Origin of the sequence: Neoluteolibacter marinus (assembly GCF_014904755.1) — a bacterium.
In the GTDB taxonomy this organism is placed as follows: domain Bacteria; phylum Verrucomicrobiota; class Verrucomicrobiia; order Verrucomicrobiales; family Akkermansiaceae; genus Haloferula; species Haloferula marina.
The window spans coordinates 13,031-34,727 of sequence record NZ_JACZFQ010000119.1; the positions used below are offsets into that span (position 1 = coordinate 13,031).

Genomic DNA, 21,697 nt, shown 5'->3' on the forward strand with positions numbered 1-21,697 from the left:
CCGCAAAAAGCACGATAGGGAGATGCCGTGCCCCGCACCGCGGACGTCCAGGATGACTGGCTGCAGCGGGCCACCGGGCAGCCGGATTTCGCACAGCGCCTGGCCCTCGCGGCCTCGGGTGCGGGGAGCGTCGTGTTCGATCACGTCGCCGAGGCCGCCCACGCCTGGCTCGCCGCGGTCGTCTGCCATCATCTCGCCGGCGCTGGACGACGCCGGATCTGGCTGTTGTGCGCCGGCCCCCGCCAGCGCGAGCGCCTTGCCAGTGAAATGGAACTGTGGGGCATCGATGCCGCGGACCTGCCCGAAATGCCGGCCGAACTCGACGGTGGCCAAATTTCCGACCCCGAGGCCGCGGCCACCCGGCTCGAGGTGCTGGCCACCGCGGCCCGGGCGAAATCCATGGTCGTCCTGTGCGATCCCGATGCCTTCGCCCACCCCGCCCCGTCGCCCGAGGAACTGGCGGGCAGCCGCATCATCCTTTGCCAAGGCAATGAGATCGACCCCGTCGACCTCACCTCCAGCCTGTCCAGCCACGGCTACGACCGCGTGACGACCGTCCAGGGACGCGGCCAGTTCGCGGTCCGCGGAGGCATCCTCGATGTTTTCCCCTGGCAAGGCGGCCGCCCGCTGCGCATCGAGTTCTTCGACACCGAGGTCGACTCGCTGCGCGAGTTCGATGTCGATTCCCAGTCCTCGATCGCCAAGCTCGACCGCGCGGAACTGCTGCTCGCCGAGCCGGAACTCGGCGCCACCGTCGGCGACTACCTGAAGGAGAGCGACGTCCGGATTGCATTCGAGTGCCCTGACCTTGCCGCGGACCTCCATATCCTCGCCGGTGCCGCCGGGGGCGACGGTGAAGAAGATTTTGCCACCGCTTGCTTCGACAGTCCCATCGGGACCTTCGAGGCCGGCGACTTCGTCCTCGAGCAATCCCGTCGCCAGCGCTTCTTCGACCAGCTCGACGAATGGCGTGCCGACGCCTGGAGGATCGGCATGGTGTTCTCGAACAAGGGCGAGGAAGACCGCTTCATCGAGCTCGCCGGCCAAGAGTCCGTCAGCGACCTCGTCCGCCTGCGCGGCGACCTGGTGCAGGGCTTCACCGTCCCCGCCCTGCGCATGGCGGTGCTTTCCTCCAGCGAGCTGTTCGGCCGCTACCGCACGCCCGGCACCCACAAGCGGTCGCGTCACGACGGCCACCAGGCACTGACCGCCCGGGCCTCCCTCGACGACATCGCGGAAGGCGACCTCGTCGTTCACCACGAGTATGGCATCGGCCGCTTCCGCGGGATTTCATCGGGCGAGCTCTTCGAGGAAATCACCATCGAATACAAGGATGGCGGCCTGCTTTCCGTGCCGATCGACCAGGCCCACCTGGTGGCGAAGTACGTCGGGATCGGCGGCAAGACGCCCGAACTCAACAAACTCGGCGGCAGCGCCTGGAAGAACCTCCGCAAGTCCGCCGAGAAGTCGATCCTCGACTACGCCGCCCAGCTGCTGCGCGTCCAGGCCGAGCGCCAGGCCGAACCCGGCATCCCCCACCCGCCCGATTCGCGCTGGATGTGGGAATTCGAGAACTCCTTCCACTTCACCGAAACCCCCGACCAGCGGCGGGCGATCGAGCAGTCGAAACGCGACATGGAAGGCGTCCGGCCGATGGACCGCCTGATCTGCGGCGACGTCGGCTTCGGCAAGACCGAGGTCGCGATCCGCGCCGCCTTCAAGGCGGCCACCGGGGGCATGCAGGTGGCCATCCTGGTACCCACCACCGTGCTCGCCGAGCAGCACTGGCGGACCTTCCGAGAGCGGATGAGCGACTACCCGATCCGCATCGACCTGCTCAACCGCTTCCGCACCCCGGCTGAAATCCGCTCGACGATCCGTGGCCTCGCCGACGGCTCGGTCGACATCGTCATCGGCACCCACCGGCTGATCTCCGGCGACGTTCACTTCAAGAACCTCGGCCTCGCGGTAATCGACGAAGAGCAGCGCTTCGGGGTGAAGCACAAGGAGAAGTTCAAGGAGCTGTTCCGCAGCATCGACGTGATGACCCTCTCCGCGACCCCCATCCCGCGCACCCTCTACATGGCGCTGATGGGTGCCCGCGACATGTCGACCATCGACACCCCGCCGCCCAACCGCGTGCCGGTGCACACCAGCGTCTGCCCCTACGACGAGCGGGTGATCCGCGACGCGATCCTGCGTGAAATGAAGCGCGGCGGGCAGGTCTTCTTCCTCCACAACCGGGTCAAGAGCATCGAGATGATGCGCAAGAAGATCCAGGAGCTGGTGCCCGACGCGCGGATCCTCGTCGGGCACGGGCAGATGGACAAGGACGAGCTCGAGGTGGTGATGCGGAAGTTCGTCCACGGCGAGGCCGACATCCTGCTCGCCACCACGATCATCGAGACCGGCATCGACATCCCGAATGCCAACACGATCCTGATCGACCGCGCCGACCGCTTCGGGCTGGCCGATCTCTATCAGCTCCGCGGCCGCGTCGGCCGCGCCGGCGACAAGGCCTACGCCATCCTGCTGCTGCCGCGCGACTTCGTGACCGCCGGCGACGCGCGCAAGCGCATCCACGCGATCAAGCAATACACCGCGCTCGGCTCCGGCTTCAAGATCGCCATGCGCGACCTCGAGATCCGTGGTGCGGGGAACCTGTTAGGCACCAAGCAAAGCGGTCACATCGCGGCGGTCGGGTTCGACCTCTACTGCCAGTTGCTGCGCCAGTCGGTTGACCGGCTGCAGGGAAAGACCCCGAAGGCCCGCGTCGAAGCCAGCTTCCGCAGCGACTTCATCGCCTTCTCCGAAACCGAGTCCGCCCGCGGCTCCGGTGACGGACCGCTGCTTCCCGCCTATCTGCCGAGCGACTGGCTCGGCGAGACCCAGCTCCGCGTCAGCGCCTACCGCGAGCTGGCCGAGTGCATGACGGAAAAGGAAATCACCGCCATGGAGTCGCGCTGGCGGGATCGCTTCGGTCGCCTGCCCGGTCCAGCCGCCAACCTCGTCACGGTCGGCCGCCTGCGCCTGTCGGCCGCCGGCAAGGGAGTCTCAAGCGTCGAGATCAAGGGCCAGCGGCTCATGCTGCAGCGCGGCGGCGACTACATCATGCTCGAAGGCCGGCGCTTTCCCCGCCTGGTGTCGGTGGAGCCGGCGGAAAAGCTGCTCGAGGCGCTGGAGATGCTGCGCCTGCTTTGATGGCCCAGGTTCCCGCCGCAAGCAGAGAAAGAATGGTTTCTTGCTGCAACCTTTCATTTCGCCTCTCCGTAATCGCCACCCCAGACCATGAAGCACGCCCTGCTCCTCTTCGCCCTTCTTCCCTCCCTCCATGCCCAGGATCTGGCTCCCGTTCATCTGCGCTGCGAATACCACGAGAATCCGGTGGCAGTCGGCACCGCGACACCGCGAATTTCCTGGAAACTCAAGTCCACCGATCCGGCGGCCCGGGATCTGGTCCAGAGTGCTTACGAAATCCAGGCAGCGCACAGCCCCGGCGCACTGGACGGCGCGCCTCTCTGGAGCAGCGGCAAGATCCGCTCGAATGCAACGGACCAGATTGCCTGGGCGGGAAGCCCGCTTGCCGCCCGCGACCAAGTTTTCTGGCGGGTCAGGGTCTGGGACGGCGGCGACCGCGCCTCTGCATGGAGCGAACCGGCAAGCTTCGGCATCGGCCTACTGGATCAGGCGGATTGGTCCGCCCTCTGGATCAGCGCCAAGGACGACGGTGCCTACGACACCACCGAGAACATCCAGAATTTTGTCAACGACCCGGCCCGTGGGAAGCTGCGCCTCGCACCGCCGAAATACTTCCGCAAGGAGTTCGATGCTCCCGCCATCAGGCGCGCCGTCCTCCACGCCACGGCACTCGGGGTCTACAGCGTCGAGATCAACGGCACGCGGGTAAGCGACGAATGCCTCGCTCCCGGTTGGTCCGCCTATCAGAGGCGGGTTCATTCCCAAGCCTACGACGTCACCGCTCTCCTGCAGGAAGGAGCGAACGCGATCGGCGCGACGCTCGCCGACGGCTGGTATTCCGGCTACGTCGCCTACGGCCTGCTCACCGGCCAGGAAGGACTCGTTCCCGGCATCAACGGCCGCTATTACTACGGGATCTCTCCGGCCGTCCGGCTCCAACTCGAACTCGAATTGAGCGACGGCACGCGCCAAACCATCATGACCGACAAGGGCTGGAAGTCATCGCTCGGCCCCATCACCGAGTCCGACATCCTGATGGGCGAGTCATACGACGCCCGCAAGGAGATGCCCGGCTGGTCCAGCCCGGGCTTCGATGAACACGGCTGGCAGGCCGCCGTTTGCAAGACTGGGACCGACGCGAAGGTCGACCCACATCCCGGCAATCCGGTGCGTCCGATCGAGGAGATTGCCGCGATCTCGGTCCGGGAGGCGGAGCCCGGCGTTCACATCTTCGACCTCGGCCAGAACATCTCCGGCGTCATCCGGCTGAAGGTGAAGGGCAACGAGGGAGACATCATCAAGATTCGCTACGCCGAGATGCTCCACAAGGACGGCCGTCTCAGCACGGAGAACCTGCGCTGCGCCCGCGCCACCGACACCTATACGCTCAAAGGCGATCCCGACGGTGAAACCTGGACGCCACAGTTCACCTACCACGGCTTCCAGTTCGTCGAGCTGACCGGCTTCCCCGGCACGCCCGGCAAGGACGCGGTCACCGGCATCGTGCTTCACTCCGACACGCCGCTCCACGGTGCGTTCGAATGCTCCGACCCGATGCTCAACCGGCTTTACCGGAACATGGTGTGGACCCAGCGGGCGAATTTCTTCGAGATGCCCACCGACTGTCCGCAGCGCGACGAGCGGATGGGCTGGACCGGCGACGCCCAGATCTACGTCCACGCCGCGACCTTCAACGCGGACATCGCCGCCTTCTACACCAAGTGGCTGCGCGACCTCAACGACGACCAATGGGACTACGGCGCTTATCCCGCCTATGCGCCGCGGCCCCTCGCCCGGCCGAACGAACACCATGCCGCGGGCTGGATGGACGCCGGGGTGATCTGCCCGTGGACCATCTGGCAGGTCTACGGCGACACCCGGGTGATCACCGAGCACTGGCGGAAGATGAACGATTTCATGGACTGGCGCATTGCCCGCGATCCGGAGCTCAATGGGGCCGACGATGACTGCGGCTTCGGCGACTGGCTCTCACTCGGCGCGGTGAAGACCCCGATCCCGTTCATCGACCTTGCCTATCACGCCTACGATGCCCGCCTGATGGCGGAGATGGCCGCCGCCATCGGCGATCCGGCGGCTGCCGCGAAATTCACGGCCCACGCGGAGAAGGTCAAAGATGCCTTCCGCCGCAACTACCTCCTGCCCGACGGCAAGCTCGGCGTGCACAACCAGTCCGCCTACGCGATCGCGCTCTTCTTCGATCTCATCCCCCAGTCGTCCGCCGGGCACCTGGCCGCACTGGTCCGCGACAACGGTAACAAGATGTCCACCGGATTCCTCGGCACGCGGCCCTTGCTGCCGGCCCTGTCCGCCAGTGGCCACCACGACCTGGCCGGCATCCTCATGCAACAACATGATTACCCGAGCTGGGGCTACGAGGTGGACAATGGCGCCACCACCATCTGGGAACGCTGGGACTCCTACATCAAGGACGAGGGCGTCCACGAACCGAGCATGAACTCTTTTTCGCACTATGCCTTCGGAGCCGTCTGCGAATGGATGATGGGAGAGCTGGGCGGCATCCATCGCGCCGCTCCCGGTTTCGACCGGGTGAGGATTGCACCCCGTCCGACCGGAACGATCACCCGCGCTTCCGCAGCCACCGAAACCCGCCACGGACAGCTGTCCTGCTCGTGGAAGATCGAGGATGGCATCTTCTCCGCCGACGTCGTCGTCCCGCCGAACACGACCGCCGAGATCATCTTGCCCGTCACCGGACCGGTTCTCGAGGGTGGCCAAGCCGTCGCCGGACGTCCCGGCATTCACTCCGCCCAAGGCAGCCGCCTTTCCGCCGGCTCCGGTTCCTATTCCTTCAGCGCTTCCCTCTAGTCAGCCATGTCCCGCATCTTCCTTTTCCTGCTCCCATGTCTGGTGGCAGCGGTCTGGGCCGAAGTGCCCCTGAAACTCGAACGCTTCAACGGGCCATCCCCCCTGTTCCAGGAAACCTCGCCGGGCACGGTGGAGATTCGCGGCGCCGGCCCTGTCCTCGCGACACCCGTCGCCAAACCGGAAGCCGCCGATCTCGTCCTCGACTTCGAGTATTTCTGCGCCGGCGGCGTCCCGTCCTATGCCGCACTGCCGGGACCACCCTTCGAAGCCAAGACCGCACGCCATCTTTCGGCACTCGGTCACAGCGAAACCTGGAGTGGCTACGCCGCCCGCATCGCCCCGCCTGGCGATCCACTGCCGGACGGCTGGAGCAGACTGCGCCTCGACTTTCCGCTTCCCGAAGGAGGCGTCCTGCAAATCCGCAATGCCCGACTACGGGCAGAACGACCCGGCGAGTTCGATCCGATCGCCGCAAAGCCGGGCGCTTCCGCGGACAAGGATGCGCTGGACACCTACCTCGGCCGCAACTTCCCCGCCGCGATCACCTCGGTGTCGGTGGGGAAAGACAAGGTTCGCATTGAAGGCGATACCCCCGGCGAATCCGGCGACCTCTTCCTCGCGGACATTCCGATGGATCTGTTGCTCGACGATCCCCGGAGCTGGGAGTCGCTCGTTCCCGTTGGGTCCGGCGGGCCGTTCCATCTCGAAGTCCCGCGCCACCGCCAGCGCGACGGAAGGCAGTATGACCGCCTCACTTCGCGCTGGCAGTTGATCCGGTTGAACGGAGGGCGGCACGAAGCGCTCTCCCACGCTCGCTACGCGGATGCCGTCGAGTGCCGGGCGCCGGATCTCGCGCCGGCCCGGCCGAAGAACAAGAAAGGGCTCGGCGGCTGGCATCTCGGCCTGCTTCCGGACGAACTCGACGAACTTGGAATCACCGCGGTCACGGTGAACGTGATGATCCACAGCTTGGTCTCGCTCACGCCCGGACCGGACACCGAACCATTTGAATGGCAAGGCCGCACCTACCACGCGAGAAAAGATGCCCTCGCCGGTTTCGATGCCACCTTCCGCGAGGCGCAGAAACACGGCGTCATGGTTTCAGCCATCCTTCTCGTCGCGAATCCTGCCAAGGACGGCAGTCCCCTGGTCAAACTCCTGGGTAACCCCGACGCCACTCCCGACGGCATCTTCGCCATGCCCAACGTGACCTCGCCCGAGGGGATCGACCTCTACGGAGCCATCCTCAACCTGATGGCGGAACGCTGGTCGCGTCCCGACGGCAAGTATGGCCGCGTCCATCATTGGATCATGCACAACGAGGTTGATGCCGGCTGGGTATGGACCAACGCGGGCGACAAACCAGGGATCGTCTACATGGATCTCTATCAGCGCTCGATGCGGCTGATGGACCTCATCGCCCGCCAGTATGATCCGAACAGCCGGCCGTTCATCAGCCTCACGCACCATTGGGGTCATCACGGGGCGGAGCACTGGTATGGGTCGCGGCGGATGCTCTCGATGCTGCAGGAGTATACCCGCGCCGAAGGCGACTTCGCGTGGGCCCTCGCCTACCACCCTTACCCGCAGAATCTTTTCAATCCGCGGGCTTGGGAAGACGACCAGGCCACCTACAGTCTGGACAGCCACAAGGTCACCCCGAAGAACCTTGAGGTCCTTGATGCTTACATGAAACAACCGGCCCTGCGTTACAAGGGCCAGGTCCGGCCGGTGCACCTTTCGGAAAATGGCTTCAACTCGGAGGACTATTCGGAGAAGGAACTTGCCGACCAGGCCGCCGGGATGGCCCTCGCCTGGAAGAAGATCGAAGCACTGTCGTCGGTCGAATCGTGGCAATACCACAACTGGATCGATAACCGCGGCGAAGGCGGACTCAGGATCGGTCTGCGGAAATTTCCCGACGAGCCGGGGGATCCTCTCGGCAAGAAACCGATCTGGTTCCTTTATCGTGACCTGGCGACTCCCCGCGAGGACGAGGCCTGCGCGCCCTACCTGCCGGTCATCGGGATCTCGTCATGGGATGAGGTCATCCACCGCGACCCGATCCGCTGACAGCTTCAGGCGAAGGCATCCAGGAATCCAACCTCCAACGCGAGCTGCTCCTGGGCGTTGGTATCGAGGTTCGAGCGGAGTTCTCCGATCGCGTCCATCCGGCGGATCAAACGCGACAGGTCCTCCTTGTCGGCCAAGGCCTTGATCCCCTCGCTCGAGTCCGGGAACTCCAGCCCGCCGGCCCCCGTCTTGCAGCGCAACACATCGGCCATCCACTCCTGCAGGACATCGAACAAGCGAGCCCGGCCCTCGATGTATTCCGACTCCGCGGTCGCCTTGAGTTCATCTTCCCGGCGCTTCAGCCAGTCCCCCTCGAACCCCTTGTTGAGGGCCTTCTCCTCCTCTTTCAACAAGGCATTCGATGCCTCGACCGCCTCGGCCTTGCGGTTCTCGAGGATCGACGCGAAGACCGATTTCAAGGTCAAGGCGACGCTCGCCGAGCCGAATCCCGCCCGCGCCGCCTGATCCAGGGCGGCGAGCAACTCGCCGCCGCCGCCCTCCGTGAGATCCGGTTTTCCCAGCAGCGGCAGCCTTACGCAGCGCGACAACACCGTCGGCAAAAGCCCGCCCGGGTTCGCCGTCAACAGCACCAGCAAGGTCCTCGGCGGCGGTTCCTCGAGCGTCTTTAGAAAGGCGTTCTCCGCAGCGGCAGCCATCCGGTCGGCGTCGCAGATCACCCCGATCTTCCAAGTCCTCGGTCCTGACGAAATATATAGCCCCTTCTCCAGTTCGCGGATGGCATCGACCACGATCCGCCGCGACTTCGACTGGGGCCGGACCACTTTCACCCACTCGCCGGCCATCTCATCCAGAGGTGGCACTTCTTCGACCACCGGCTCACCGAACAAATCGAAGCCTCCTCCCTCACCGGGCCCGGATTCGAGAAGCTTCACGATCCGTGCCGCCAGCCGCTCCTTCCCGCAGCCCCGGGGACCGCTGATCAAAAACGCATGGGCCAACCGACCACGCTCGTGGGCGGACTTCACCAGTTCGAATGCTTGGTCGGGCGCAAATGCCATCGTGGCCACATGCTGGCCGCAGCCGGGGACGGACACCAAATTCAAAATTCCGAAACCTTCCGTGACCGATTTTGACGGAATATTAAAAGTTTGCCCTAATATTTAAAATTTATTAAGGACTTCCCCGCTGTCGCCCTTAAATCATGAAATCCCAACACATGAGGCTTCCCGGCCTCTGCGTTGCACTGACCCTCCTTTCGCTCCTCTTCCCCGATGTCCTCACTGCCGCACCCGCCGCGAGGTCAGCGAATCCGATCGGTCGTGTCGCAAGGTTATTCAATCGCAAGCTGGTTGTCGTCGAGGATCGCATCCTCTGGCTGCAAAACCGCTTGGACTATCTCGCGGCCTTCGATGTGAAGCCGCTCAAGGAGCAAGTCGGATGGCGCTGCGGCAAACTTGACGAAAGCGGACCCGCGCCATGGGTTTCCCTCGATCTCGGCACTGAGGTTCCGTTGAGCGAGATCTTCCTTATCCCGGCCCAGCGTCAGGCCGGCGATTCCTCCGATCTCTTTCCACGCCGTTTCACGGTCGAGGCTGCCTGTTGCGCGGACTTCTCGGATAGCCGCCTCATCTACACCAGTGGCAGCCGTTCCCAGCCATCACCGGACGGTTATCCGATCCGTATCAACGGCGATGGTTTCGGTGCCCGCCATGTCCGCCTCACCATCGACGACGGCCATCATCGGGGAATGAAGGAAGTCAGCGCGCTTGCAGAGATCTTCGTATTCTCCGAACGCCAACCGGTCTCGCTGGGTGCCATGGTGACCGCCGGCGACTCGGTGGACATCCCCGGAATGTGGGAACCCAGGTACCTCGTTGATGGCCGTACTCCGCTCGGTCTCTGGGAGGGCGGGATCTGGACCCTTTCCCGTGGCGACTGCCTGGAAGTGCCGGAGGTCAACCAGCAGGTTGAATGGCAAATCGACCTGCAGAAGGAAAGTTCGATCGATCGCGTCATCCTGTTCCCCTACGCATTGCCGGAACTCTCCGGTCCCGGTGTGGTGCCACCGAGGCTGAAGATCGAGTTGTCGGATTGTCCGGATTTCAGCAATGCCACCTGCATCGCCACGCAAGGGGCTAAGGAGCTGCCCGTCGACCTGACGACTCCCGTGGTCTTCCCGATCAGCCACCCGGGAAACGGCCGCTACCTCCGGATTCTCTCCGAAAAGGCCTGGCAACTCGGCACGCGCCACTTGCAAGCGCTTGGTGAGATCGAGATCTGGTCAAACAACGTGAACCTCGCCGCCGGTATCCCCGTGACCGTTCGCAATGGCGAACTGGACCACCCGATTCAGGAGCTCACCGATGGCTTCGGCGGCAGCAAGCAGATCATTCCCATCCACTCCTGGGTCACCCAGCTGGTCGAGCGCAGCCAGGTACAGGTGGAGATGGACCGGCTCAAGGATGTCGGCTCCAAGATGGCCGCCGAAAGCGAGCTCAATACGGCTTGGGGTGCGGCCATTGCCCTGGGCCTGACCTTCCTCATCCCGGTGGCCATTGTCGAAAGGCGACGCCTCATTTCCCGTACCCAGCTCGACAAGCTCCGCAAGCGCATCGCCTCCGACCTGCACGATGACATCGGCAGCAACCTCGGCAGCATTTCTCTCATCGCCCGCTCCGCTAAACGCGACCTCGAACGCCTCAAGGGGCCGGATGAAATCGCCACCGACCTCGGCGAAATGGAGCTGATCGCCCGGGAAAGCTCGCTGGCCATGCGCGACATCGTCTGGCTGCTCGAACGCCGGCAGGACACCATCGGCGATCTCGTCCAGCGGATGCGGGACAGTGCAGGGCGCCTGCTGCGGGAAATCGACTACTCGCTCGTCTGCCGCTCGTCGAAGACCACCGCCAAGCTCACGCTCGACTCCAAGCGCCACCTTTTCCTGTTCTACAAGGAAGCGCTTCACAACATCGTCAAGCATTCCCAGGCAACCACCGTCACCATCCGCTTCTATGACGCCCGTGATCGGCTGGTCATGGAAGTGGCGGACAACGGGGTCGGCCTCCCCAAGGTCGACGGCGACCAGCTCGCCGCCGTGAAGAAACTCAGCGACCGCGCCCGGGTGCTCGATGGTACCCTCCATGTCGAATCCTCTCCCGGCGAAGGAACCACCCTGCGCCTCTCCGTGAAACGCGCCAGCCTGATGGCCAACAAGAAAGCATCCCATGAGTGACTCCAAAAACACCGCCCCGATCCGCATCTGGATCTGCGAAGACCACGCCAACTTCGCCAAACAAATCAGCCGGCTCATCGCCGGTGAGGACGATCTCGCTTGCGAGAAAGCCTTCAACCACCCGGACGACCTGTTCGCCGAGCTGAACTACTGCGCCTCCCCGCCTGACCTGCTGATGCTCGACCTCGGACTACCCGGTAAGGACGGCCTCCAGGTCCTGCGCGAGGTGAAGGCCAAGGTGCCGGACCAGCGGATCGTCATCCTCACCTCCTTCGACGACCGCGAACGGGTTTACCGCGCCATCTGCAACGGGGCTTCCGGGTACCTGCTGAAGACCGCCGACCCCGACGACATCCTCTCCGGCATCCGCGACGTCATGAAGGGAACCGCCGCTCTCAGCAGCCCGATCGCCAGCATGATCCTGGAAGGCTTCGCCAAGCACGGTCCGGTTGAGGAAACGGAGCCGCTCACCTCCCGCGAAGAAGAAGTGCTTCTCGCTTTGGTCAAGGGCTTCACCAAGAAGGAGATCGCCGACCAGCTCGACATCTCCCAGCACACGGTCGACATGCACCTGCGCGCCGTCTACCGCAAGCTGCACGTCCGCTCCCAGACCGAAGCCGTGTCGAAAGCCCTCCGCAAGGGATTGGTCTGACCACTACTTCAGCGTCATCAGGTAGGAGAACAGATCCGCCACCTGCTGTTCCCTGAATCCTTCGAGCAAGCCCTCGGGCATCAACGATCGCTTCGACACGACGTGGGACTTCACCTCAGCCTTCGGGATGGAGCGCTCGTCCGAGCCCAACGGCCTGAGAACCAGTGTCGATGCACTTTCGGCGGCAAGAAAGCCGCTGACAAAACCGCCGTCCCGCAACGCGACGTCATGGCGATAGTAGCCGCTCTCGAGCTTGGCGTTCGGCGTCAGGATGTTCCGCAGCAGGCTCTCCACCCCCATCGCCCCGGCCCCGCCAAGTTCCGGCCCGATCATCACGCCCTCCCCCCGGACGGGGTGGCAAATCATGCAGGTCGCCTGGAACAAGGCCGCACCCGCCGCCGGATCTCCCGGCTTCACCGCCATTGCACGGAACCGATCGAACTTCGCCGCTTCCGCCTGCGCCTCGCCGGGCGTCAACAGTTCGGGGAAATCGGCGGTCCACTCGATCACCATCCCTTTATCCGCGGGCACATCGGCGAGTAGCCAGCTGAGTCCGGGCACCCCTTCGGCCGACGGGAATCGCGTCCGATACGAATCGCGAACCTGCTCCGCTCCACGCGCCTCGTTCCAGATCCGGAATCCGAGAACGCGACCGGAGGTTCCCCCATCCCGGTTTGCCCGGCCCAACACCAAGGGACCGAGCGGAGCCATGAAGGCCACCGACGACTCACCCACCGCCTCCCCGTCGAGGAACAGGGCAACCTTCCCCGCGGGATCACGCGTCACCGCACAATGGACCCAGCGGTCGGACTCTACGGGACGGTCGGCGATCACGACATCGCGGGCGCCATCGTAGAGCCGGAGACGGCGATCGTAAAAATTGATGTCCGCGCCGTTGCCCCCGCTAAACAGCAGGCCGTCCCGATTGTCGATGCCCGCGTCGAGTTTGATCCAGGTCTCGATGGTGAAAGGGCCATCCAGGGTCAGGTCGACCGGAATCCCTCCGCCGTTTGACTCGGTGAATCGGATCACCGGCGCCAGCAGTCCATCCACCCGGGAAAGGATATCCCGGAATGCCGGATGATCCGTCCCCAGCACCACCGCCAGCTTTTCGAGAGCCGACGGGTCGATCCCGGCGAACTCGCCCTCGGAAATCCGCCGCGCGAACTCCGCCGCGGACTCCGGGTTTGCCAGCATCCCGCCGATCACGAACTGGCGCATCGCACCCGGCAATTCCGGCCAGCGCCGTGCCAAGTCGCCCGCCGCATCCATCCCACCCGCCGAGGCGTATCCGATGATCGCCTCCCTCGCGACCCTTTCGTCGGGACTGTCGAGATGGGCAGACGCCAGCTTGGGGTCGGCAGCCTGGACTTCATTCAAGGTCCGAAGCAGACCGGCAAGAATCGCCGGATCGCCTGTCGACCTCGCCTTCTCTATCAACTGCGGTGCGATCTCCCCGAGCCGGAACCGGCGGGCAAGATCCGTCACCAAACTCAACGCTTCCGGATCGGCCAGCAGGGAAGCCGTTGCCCGGGCAACCGCCGCGCGCAGCACGGGATTGTTCGCCGAACCGGGGTCGAGCTGAAGCAGCGCCTTCAGCACCTGCTCGCGGGTGGCAGCGTCGTCCAGCAAGTCGCCGAAGACCGCCGCCACCGCGGGCTGTGCCAGCTGGCCTCCCAGCAAGGCAACTTCCTCGGCGGTCAGCGGCCGCGCCAAGCCCGGCAACGCTTCCAGCAATCCACGGGCTCCTTCTTCCGGAGGCAACGCAAGGCATGCCAACAGGCGTTCCTCCAGCGATCCGGCCATCATCCCGCGCGTGGCCTGCGGATGAACCTCCAGGGCCCAGCGGATCAAGTAGCGCAGAAAGGACGCTTCGTAGCCGCCCCGGTCCTTGTCCGCGGATGGCGGCGGAGTGAAGCGGACCAGCGCTGCTGTCATCGCCGCCGTGGCGACCTTTTGCCGCCGAAGCGCATTCGCGAGTTCGCAACACACCTGGAAATCCGGTTCATCCCCGAGTTCCCCGGCCACCGCGACAAAGTCCGCTTCCATCACGGCAATGTCGCCCCAACACTCGACCGCTTCCCGCCGGATGTCCGCGTTCCGGTCCGAGGCAAGCCGAAGCACCCAATCCGCGGGGACTTCTCCCATTTCCCGCAACGCCCAGAGCGCGCCGAGCCGTCGCGGCGACGGTTCCGTTGCGGTCACCGCGATCTCGCGAAGCGCCGGCACCATCGACTTGTCGCCGCGGTCCGCGATCTCCTGCCACGCCATCCTCCCGACACGCGCGTTCTGGTCGCCGAGGCGCCCGAGCAAGTCGGCCGGCTCCAGCGTCGTGAGATCAACCGTCGCCACCGCTTGCCAGCCCTTCGGCTTGATCCGCCAGATCCGGCCGCGGGTCTTGTCGCGATCGGGATGGTTCCGCGGCACCTCGTTGTGGGAAATGACCTTGTTGTACCAATCCGCGATGTAGAGGCAGCCGTCCGGTCCGAAGTGGATGGCGACCGGCCGGAACCAGTCGTCCCCCGAAACCAGGAAGTCGGCTTGCTTCTGATAGTCGCCGTTCTCCAGCGTCACAATCTGGATGCGGTTGGTGATGGGGTTGGCGACGTAGAACACCTTGCGGTCCGGCCAAGCTGCGGAGAAGGCACCTTCATCCGCCAGCGCCAGACCGCTCAACCCCGTGCCGCCCATCGGCTGGCCGGGAGTCGACGCCGGCAACTGCGGTGCGTAGGAACGAAGCTTCTCGCTCGAGCCGGTCGGATAGTGGGTGCCGGCAACAAACTCCGAAACGGGATGGCCGAGGTCGTTGGCCTCCTGCAGGAACTCGCGGCCATCCCTTGCCACCGCCAGTCCCCAGATATTGTTAGGGCCCGCGGTGAGGAGTTCGAAGTCCGATCCGTCCAGCTTCGCGCGGGCGAGCTTGCACTGGTTGAAGTCCACCGCCGCCGCGCCGCTTGAAAACGGCCTGCCATCCGGCCGCACGACCTTCGAGTGGTTGAAAAGCCCTTGCGCGAGGTAGAACCAGCCCCCCGGCGAACGCTCGAACTGGTGTGGAAACAGATGGGAATCCTGGATCCCGAAGCCTTCGAGCACGAGGCGATGGCGGTCCGCGGCACCGTCCTTGTCGAGGTCTTCGTAGTAACGGATTTCGTGGCCGTGCTGAACCAGCGCCCCGCCCTTCCACGGCATCATCCCGAGGGGGATCGCCAAACCCTCCGCGAAGACCCGGGGCACCTGCGGGCCGGGTTTCCAGGGTTCATCGAACACCAGCACCCGGTCCTTCCCACCCCGCGCATACAAGGCTTCCGCCTGCGCTTGGTTCTCGTTTGCGTCCACCGGATATTCCAAGGCGGTCATCGTCCACATCCGGCCCGCGTGATCCCAAGCCATGGTCACCGGCTTGCCGACCCCTTCCTTTTCCGAGGCGACCAGCTCCACCTCGAACCCGTCCGGCACCTGGAAAGCCGCCATTTCCCTCTCCGGCGAACGTGCGGAGGCATCTTCCCAGAGGGGAATCCCCTCCGTGGCCGGCAGCTCCCTGATCTGGATGTCCTTGAAACGGGCCAGCATTTTGCCCCCCGAGTGGGCTTGCAGTCCGATCAAGCCGTCCTGCGGGATCGACGTGTTGGCTTCGGTGTAATCCAGCGCCGCGACACCATTGATCCAGGTCCGGATCCGCCGCCCCTCGCACAAGATCCGGTAATCGTTCCATCCGAAATCCTCCGCCCTGATCGCCGCCGCGTCGACGGGTTCCCCGACCACCTTGTTTCTACGTGACTCATCGTACAACTTCCCCCACCACCCGGGGCCGGCGTCCACCTGGTAGCCGCTCATCTCCGCGCTGTCCGGCACCCGGATGCTGCGGATCTGGATGCCCGAATTGACGAATCCGCTGCCATTCACCAGACGGACCTTCAGCTGCAGCTCGAAGTTCGCGTAGCGTTTGGCCGTCGCGAGGAAGGTGTTGTGGGGCACCTCGGTCTCAAGCGAGCCACCGGTGATCGTGCCATCCTCCACCCGCCACCACTTCTCGTCGCCCGGAAGCACCTGCCAGCCGTCGAGCGACTTGCCGTCGAACAGCGAAACCGGCGGCGCCGGCAATGGCGTGTCGGTGAACTCCAGCCACGGCACCACCTCGCCGCCAGCCGCCTTGTCGAGGGCGGCCTGCAAAGCCGCTTCGGACCACCCCGGGTTCTTGTCCGGCAAGCCCGCCAGCATCCTCGCGGCATCCGGGGTCTTGGAACCGACCCCTACCGCCGGGACCTCGCCACCGGCGCTCCAGAGGATCCCGTTGAGCACCATCTTGCGGACCTCGTCCTGGGCCCAGCTCCAATGGAAGTGACCGCCGGTGAACCCAAACGCCCGTCCACCTTCTTTGCGCGGATAGGTCCAGGCGACATACTGGGTCTCCTTGCGTTCGGCCAACGACGCCCGTGCCTTGTCGTTGCCACGATACGGGGACAGCCCGCCTTCGATGGTCTCCACCGGTGGCAGGGTCCGCCACAAGGGATTCACCGCCCCGTGATCACATTCCCGCAGGTGGAAGTAGCACTCGTCGTAGAGCGAAAACGGCTTCACCCCGCGCATCACCGGATGGCCGGACTTCCCGTCGAAGCCGGCCTTCCAGAAATTGCTGATCGAATGGTAGGCCTCGAAATCCGCCCCCATCAGGGCCCGCCACTTCGCGCGCCGGGGATCCTCACCTTGCTCCTTGCTTTCCGGATCGGCCGCCTGGATCCCGGTCGCCCAATGCAAGGCTACCAGTCCCTTGCCTGCGTTCATGAATGCTTCCAGCTCCCCGAGCTTGTCGTTCGCCGGATGGGCGTGCCAGCCGTCGGCATAGATTACCAGCGCATCCACCTTCCCGAGCGTGGCAGCATCCGGCCAGCCGGTGGTCACTTCGGCGGTGGCCAGTGAGCCCTCGTTCAAGGCATCGCAGAGCAACTGCGAGCCCGCGATGTGCTTGTGCTGGCCCCAGGCATGGCTGTTGCTGCCCGCCAGGAAGAGGATCCGCTTGGGTTCCGCTGCGGCCAGTGACCCGAGGAAAGCTGCGGCCAGGAGAAGATCGTGAAGGAGGCGCATGGTCGTTGGGTTTGAATCCCATTCAACGTCGGCTCCCGGCTCGACCTTGCGACGGCTTTCATCCCGGACCGATCCGCCACTCCCCCGGAGGCGCCAGCAGGCCCTTGTGGCCGGCCCCTCCGTCGACTGTGAACGGATGGGCGTGCCAGTGATAGTCGTAGGCGTGCTTCCAGGTGGACTCGAACACCCCGACATCCAGGAAATACGCCCCGGCCCCGAGATCCAGGCGGTCGAGGGTGAAGCGGATGCTGCCCTTCCCGTCGATCTCCGGGACCTCGACCCGGGCGAGCTGGGTGTTGGTGTCGACGCAAACCGTCCCGTCTTCACGGGTGATCGACACCACGAAGACCGCGCCCGCGACGGGGGTGGACGAATGGTATCCGAGCGTCACCGCCAGCGGACCACCCGAACGGATGCCCCCGCCCGGTTGCAGTTCCACCGTGTCGATCTCGATCTCGAAGGTCCCGAAGCGGTTCACCCGCGCCACCAGCTCGGGCCCATCGCCGATCCGCCGGCGCGCGACATCGGGCGTGCGGCGCAGCGTCTCGGCTTTCATTTCGGTTTCGAACAAGCCGGCCACGGCGTCGGCGGCCCCGAAGGCCGCCACCTCCCCGTGCTTCAGCCACAGGGCGCGGTCGCAGAGCTTCCGCACCTGGTCCATGCCGTGGGACACCATCACGATGGCACAGCCTTCGCCGCGAAGTTCGGCAATTCGGCGGCTGCACTTCGCTTGGAACGCAAGATCGCCGACCGACAGGTATTCATCGACCAGCAGGATTTCGGGAGCGGTGTGAACGGCGACGGAAAACGCCAGCCTCATCCTCATCCCGGTGCTGAAAGTGCGGACCGGCTCGTCGATGAAGTCCTCGAGCTCGGCGAATGCCACGATCTCGTCCATGCGCGCCTTCATCTCGCTCCTCAGCAAGCCGGCAACGACGCCGGCAAGCATCGCGTTCTCCCGGCCGGTCAGGTCGCCGAGAAAGCCGCCGCCCAGATCGAGCAAGGCACCGATCCGGCCCTGGGTCCGGATCTGTCCCGAAGTCGGTCGCCCGACCCCGCCGAGCAAGCGCAACAACGTGGATTTCCCCGCCCCGTTGGCACCCACCACCCCGAGCATGTCACCCGGCCCGACGGAAAACGAAACCTCATGCAGCGCCCACGGCGCCTCTTGACGGGAACGCTTCCCGAATCGCGACACAAGTCCCGCCGGGCGGTGGCAGTACCGCTTGCTGACAGCTTCGGCGATGATCCGGAAGTCGTTCACATTTCCTCCACGAAGCGATGACTCTGGGCGATGAAGAGCCGGCGGCCGGCGACGATCAGCAATCCCCCGACCGCGGTCAGGATCGCCAGGGTCCCGAAGTCCGGCCAGCGGCCCTCCAGCAGCACCTGTCGCCACGACTCCACGAGGCTGACCATCGGATTGATGTAGTACCAGCGCCGGAGGTGCTCCGGAATCACGTGGATGTTGTAGAATACCGGCGTCAGGAACATCAGCAGCTGCAACAGCACCGCGACGATGTGCTGGGTGTCGCGATGGAGCACGTTGAGCGACGCCAGCGGATAGGCGATACCGACGGTCAGCAGGTACTGAATCAGGATCAGCAACGGCAAGGCCGCCCACTCGATGCCCGGCCGGATCCCGTTCCACCACAACAAGCCGAACAACAGCGGCACCGCGATCAGGAAGTGCAGGAAACGGACACTCACCGTGACGTGGGGCAGCAGTGACAGTGGAAATCCCGGTTGGCGGGCGAGCGCCGCGTTGTTGGTGATCAGTCCCACGCTTTGGCCGAGTGCTCCCTGGAACCAGCCCCAGACCAAGACCCCGATGAACACGAAGCAGGCGTAGTTCTCCGTCCGCGACCCAAGCACATTCTGGAAGATCGTGGAGAAAATGATCACCTGTAGCAGGGGTCCACCAAGTGCCCAGCCGAACCCGAAGAACGAGCGCTTGTACTGCGCCTTGAGGTCCCGGCTCGTCAGCACCGCGAGGACATCCAAGGCATGCCGCCAGCGACGGCCTGAGGTCGCGTCGGGAAGCCCGGTGCTGGTCGGTTGCGCGTTCATCGGGAGATTCCTGCATCCATGCCCGGTCGCGCGCCGGGACCGTGCCGGCGCACATGGCGTTTGCTCCTCCACAGCGCCCACGGCCCCAGCAGCATGCCGCAGCCTTCGATCGCGAGGAGCTTCCAAGGGTAGTCGTAGTGACCCCGCAGCTTGCTCCAAACCCGCGTCATCATCGAGCGCGGAAGCTCATAAGCCAGACGGACCACTGCCCGCTTGTCGCGGAATTTCAACAGGGTCACCAGATGATACGCCACATGCCCCCTGGAATAAGCCGCCAGCTGGCGTTTAAGTCCGTCCATCGAGACCCGGTGATGATGCCACGCCACCGCCGCCGGCTCGTAGAGGACCACATGACCGGCCCGCAGCACCTGATAGAACCACAGCGTGTCCTCGCCCACGCCCGCCGGCACCCCGGAACCGAGGCATTCCTCGAAGGGCCCCACCTGCGGATCATCGAAGAGGGCCCGGCGGAACGCCATGTTGCCGGTTCCTCCCAATTGCCAGGTCGGCACGGCGCGGCGCTTCCATTGGTGGAACCAGTACTCGTCGAACTCGCGGGCGTGGTAGCCCCGGCCGAAGCCACCGTAGGCCTCGAATCTCAGCTCAGCCTCGTTCTCCAGGCTGGCGGGCAGCGTGTGGCCGGTGACCGCCGCCACGTCCGCGCGGACGAAGGGCGCAAGCAAGCGCTCCAGCCAGTCCGGCGACACCACCATGTCGTCGTCGGTCATGGCCACGATCTCCTCGCGGGCCGCCGCCCATCCGGCGTTGCGGGCATAGGACGAGCCGGGCTTCGGCTCCTCGACCAGCTCCACGGAGGGGAAATCACCCAGAACCTCCCGGATCCCCGCCAAGCCGGGCCGGTTGTCCACGACGATGACCTGGAGACGCCGCTTGGTCTCCAAGGCGAAGATGGATTCCAAACAACGCCGCAGGTCGGCGGGCCGGTCGCAAGTCGCGATGATAAGACTCACTCCGACCGAGTCGGGTAACTCGAGGGCATCATTGCGATGCGGGTTCAAGCGGTCCTGGAGATCGGCGACGTGGCGCGACCAGGAAATCGACGGATCCTCGTCCCCCAAGGTCAGCACTTCCCACCAGAAAACGCGGGAGATTTCATCGGCCAGCCTCGAGGGCACGATCGTCGTGCGCTTGCACGGGAGATGAAGGCGCCCGAGGGGCTTGCCTTGCCAACGGACCAGGACTTCCAGCGAATCCCGGTCGAGCCCCTCGGTCAGCGGCCGGAGCGGCTTGTCGATGTCGACCACGACGAGCCCGGTTTTCGCAAGGCCCGAGCCATCGTTCGACGGAGCAATCTGGAAGGCATCCGGACGCCGGGATTCATCGGGCACGATCTTGCTGCGCGCCTTGCGGTAGCCGCTCTTGCCGTCGCGATAGCCGCGGATCTCGCGGTTCACCATTTCGCGGGGAAACCAGGTCGGGGCCCACATCGAGCGGCGCCAGCGGTCCCAGGCCCAATGGCGCCACCACCACCGGGCGAGCTTGCGGATCGCCGGACGGTCCGCGGGAAATTCGGCCGCCTCCCGTTCGAAGAAACAACGGGTCGCGTAGCCATAGCTGTAGAGGAGCTTCGATAGCTCCTCACGGGTCCGGCGATGGCGGTGCCGCACCACCGCGGTGGGCTCGTAGAGGCAAATCACCCCCGACCGGATGCAGCGGAAAAAGATCTCGTGATCTCCTCCCCCCAGGGTCGGGGTGCCCACGTCGAGCGCCGGATCGAACTGCCCGATCTTCTCGAACAACGAGCGGCGGATCGCCATGTTGGCACCGGCCCCGAGCTGACCCGCGCCCACCAGGTCCCAGGTCATCGGGATCCCCGGTTTCGACTGCAGATAACTGCGGACACAGCCCCGCCCGAAGCCGCCGTATCGTTCGAAGAGCGCCTGCGCATCGGTTTCCAGCTCCGCCGGCTCGATCAAGCCCGCCACCAAACCCACCGCCGGATCCTCGGCAAAGACGCGGCCCAAGGCCTCCACCCAGCCGGGATCGACCATCACGTCGTCGTCGGTGTAGGCGATGATTTCACCGCTGGCCTCGGCGATCGCCCGGTTCCGAGCGTGGTCGAGCCCGGGTGTTTCCTCCCGGATGTAGCGGAACTGGGGGAAACGGTTCCGGACCAGTTCCGCCGTCGCTTCGGTGGCGGGTGCGTTGTCCACCACGATCACCTCCATCGGCGCCACCCTCAGCGCGGCGATCGCCGCCAGGCACTTGGCCATGTCTTCGGGACGGTCGCGGGTGCACACGGCAACCGAGATGGTCGGATGCCCCTTGACCACGGGGTCGGGGCCATGCGCCCCGACCCGCAACGGGCGGGAAATCCCATTCCCCATCAAGGCATGCCGAGCCAATTCCCGGCCCAAGCGCGGCTGGTGCCGGGCCATGACCCGCAGCCCGACTTCGCGCGAAAGGACCATCCCGCCGACCACCGGAACCTGGATCACGACCAGCGGGACACCATGCCAACGCACCAGCACCCTCGCCGCGCGGTGACCGTCGCCGGCGGGAATATCAGCGGGTGCAGCAAGATCGTAGTCGAGCGGGAGAATCGGCAGCAACATGGGGGG

The 21,697-nt window shown here is 65.1% G+C and carries 10 protein-coding genes; 5 read left to right on the forward strand and 5 right to left on the reverse strand.

Features of this window, described 5'->3' with window-relative positions; translation table 11 throughout:
- The first annotated feature begins 27 nt into the window (after positions 1 to 27).
- The 3 genes from mfd to IG178_RS22615 all read left to right on the forward strand — a co-directional run bounded on the left by mfd (position 28) and on the right by IG178_RS22615 (position 8,118).
- Positions 28 to 3,201 carry a transcription-repair coupling factor gene (gene mfd / locus IG178_RS22605; RefSeq protein WP_343226033.1) on the forward strand — a complete coding sequence of 1,058 codons (3,174 nt, stop codon included), beginning with the start codon at positions 28 to 30 and terminating at the stop codon, positions 3,199 to 3,201.
- A gap of 87 nt (positions 3,202 to 3,288) precedes the next feature.
- A complete protein-coding gene (locus IG178_RS22610; RefSeq protein ID WP_193214863.1) occupies positions 3,289 to 6,045 on the forward strand; it encodes an alpha-L-rhamnosidase in 2,757 nt (918 codons plus the stop codon).
- 6 nt (positions 6,046 to 6,051) lie between these two features.
- Complete coding sequence (locus IG178_RS22615; RefSeq protein ID WP_193214864.1) at positions 6,052 to 8,118, forward strand: DUF5722 domain-containing protein; 2,067 nt, start codon at positions 6,052 to 6,054, stop codon at positions 8,116 to 8,118.
- 5 nt (positions 8,119 to 8,123) lie between these two features.
- On the opposite strand, the gene IG178_RS22620 is transcribed toward IG178_RS22615, so the two are convergent.
- Complete coding sequence (locus IG178_RS22620) at positions 8,124 to 9,137, reverse strand: DNA polymerase III delta subunit-related protein (protein ID WP_193214865.1); 1,014 nt, start codon at positions 9,135 to 9,137, stop codon at positions 8,124 to 8,126.
- Between the two features lie 143 nt (positions 9,138 to 9,280).
- On the opposite strand from IG178_RS22620, the gene IG178_RS22625 reads away from it, so the two are divergent.
- The gene (locus IG178_RS22625) at positions 9,281 to 11,311 is read left to right on the forward strand and encodes an ATP-binding protein (protein WP_193214866.1); all 2,031 of its coding nucleotides are present in this window, start codon (positions 9,281 to 9,283) and stop codon (positions 11,309 to 11,311) included.
- Positions 11,304 to 11,963 carry a LuxR C-terminal-related transcriptional regulator gene (locus IG178_RS22630; RefSeq protein ID WP_193214867.1) on the forward strand — a complete coding sequence of 220 codons (660 nt, stop codon included), beginning with the start codon at positions 11,304 to 11,306 and terminating at the stop codon, positions 11,961 to 11,963. The genes IG178_RS22625 and IG178_RS22630 overlap by 8 nt, the downstream gene beginning before the upstream one ends.
- A 3-nt stretch (positions 11,964 to 11,966) precedes the next feature.
- Here IG178_RS22630 and IG178_RS22635 read toward each other — a convergent pair whose 3' ends face one another.
- From IG178_RS22635 to IG178_RS22650, 4 genes are read right to left on the reverse strand one after another with little or no spacing between them, the layout of a single operon-like run.
- A complete protein-coding gene (locus IG178_RS22635; protein ID WP_193214868.1) occupies positions 11,967 to 17,045 on the reverse strand; it encodes a PVC-type heme-binding CxxCH protein in 5,079 nt (1,692 codons plus the stop codon).
- 58 nt (positions 17,046 to 17,103) lie between these two features.
- Complete coding sequence (locus IG178_RS22640) at positions 17,104 to 18,309, reverse strand: ATP-binding cassette domain-containing protein (protein ID WP_193214869.1); 1,206 nt, start codon at positions 18,307 to 18,309, stop codon at positions 17,104 to 17,106.
- On the reverse strand, positions 18,306 to 19,115 hold the full coding sequence (locus IG178_RS22645) for an ABC transporter permease (RefSeq protein ID WP_193214870.1): 810 nt from the start codon (positions 19,113 to 19,115) through the stop codon (positions 18,306 to 18,308). The genes IG178_RS22640 and IG178_RS22645 overlap by 4 nt, the downstream gene beginning before the upstream one ends.
- Positions 19,112 to 21,691 (reverse strand): glycosyltransferase, encoded by a 2,580-nt coding sequence (locus IG178_RS22650; protein ID WP_193214871.1) that lies wholly within the window; start codon positions 21,689 to 21,691, stop codon positions 19,112 to 19,114. The genes IG178_RS22645 and IG178_RS22650 overlap by 4 nt, the downstream gene beginning before the upstream one ends.
- Positions 21,692 to 21,697 lie beyond the last annotated feature (6 nt).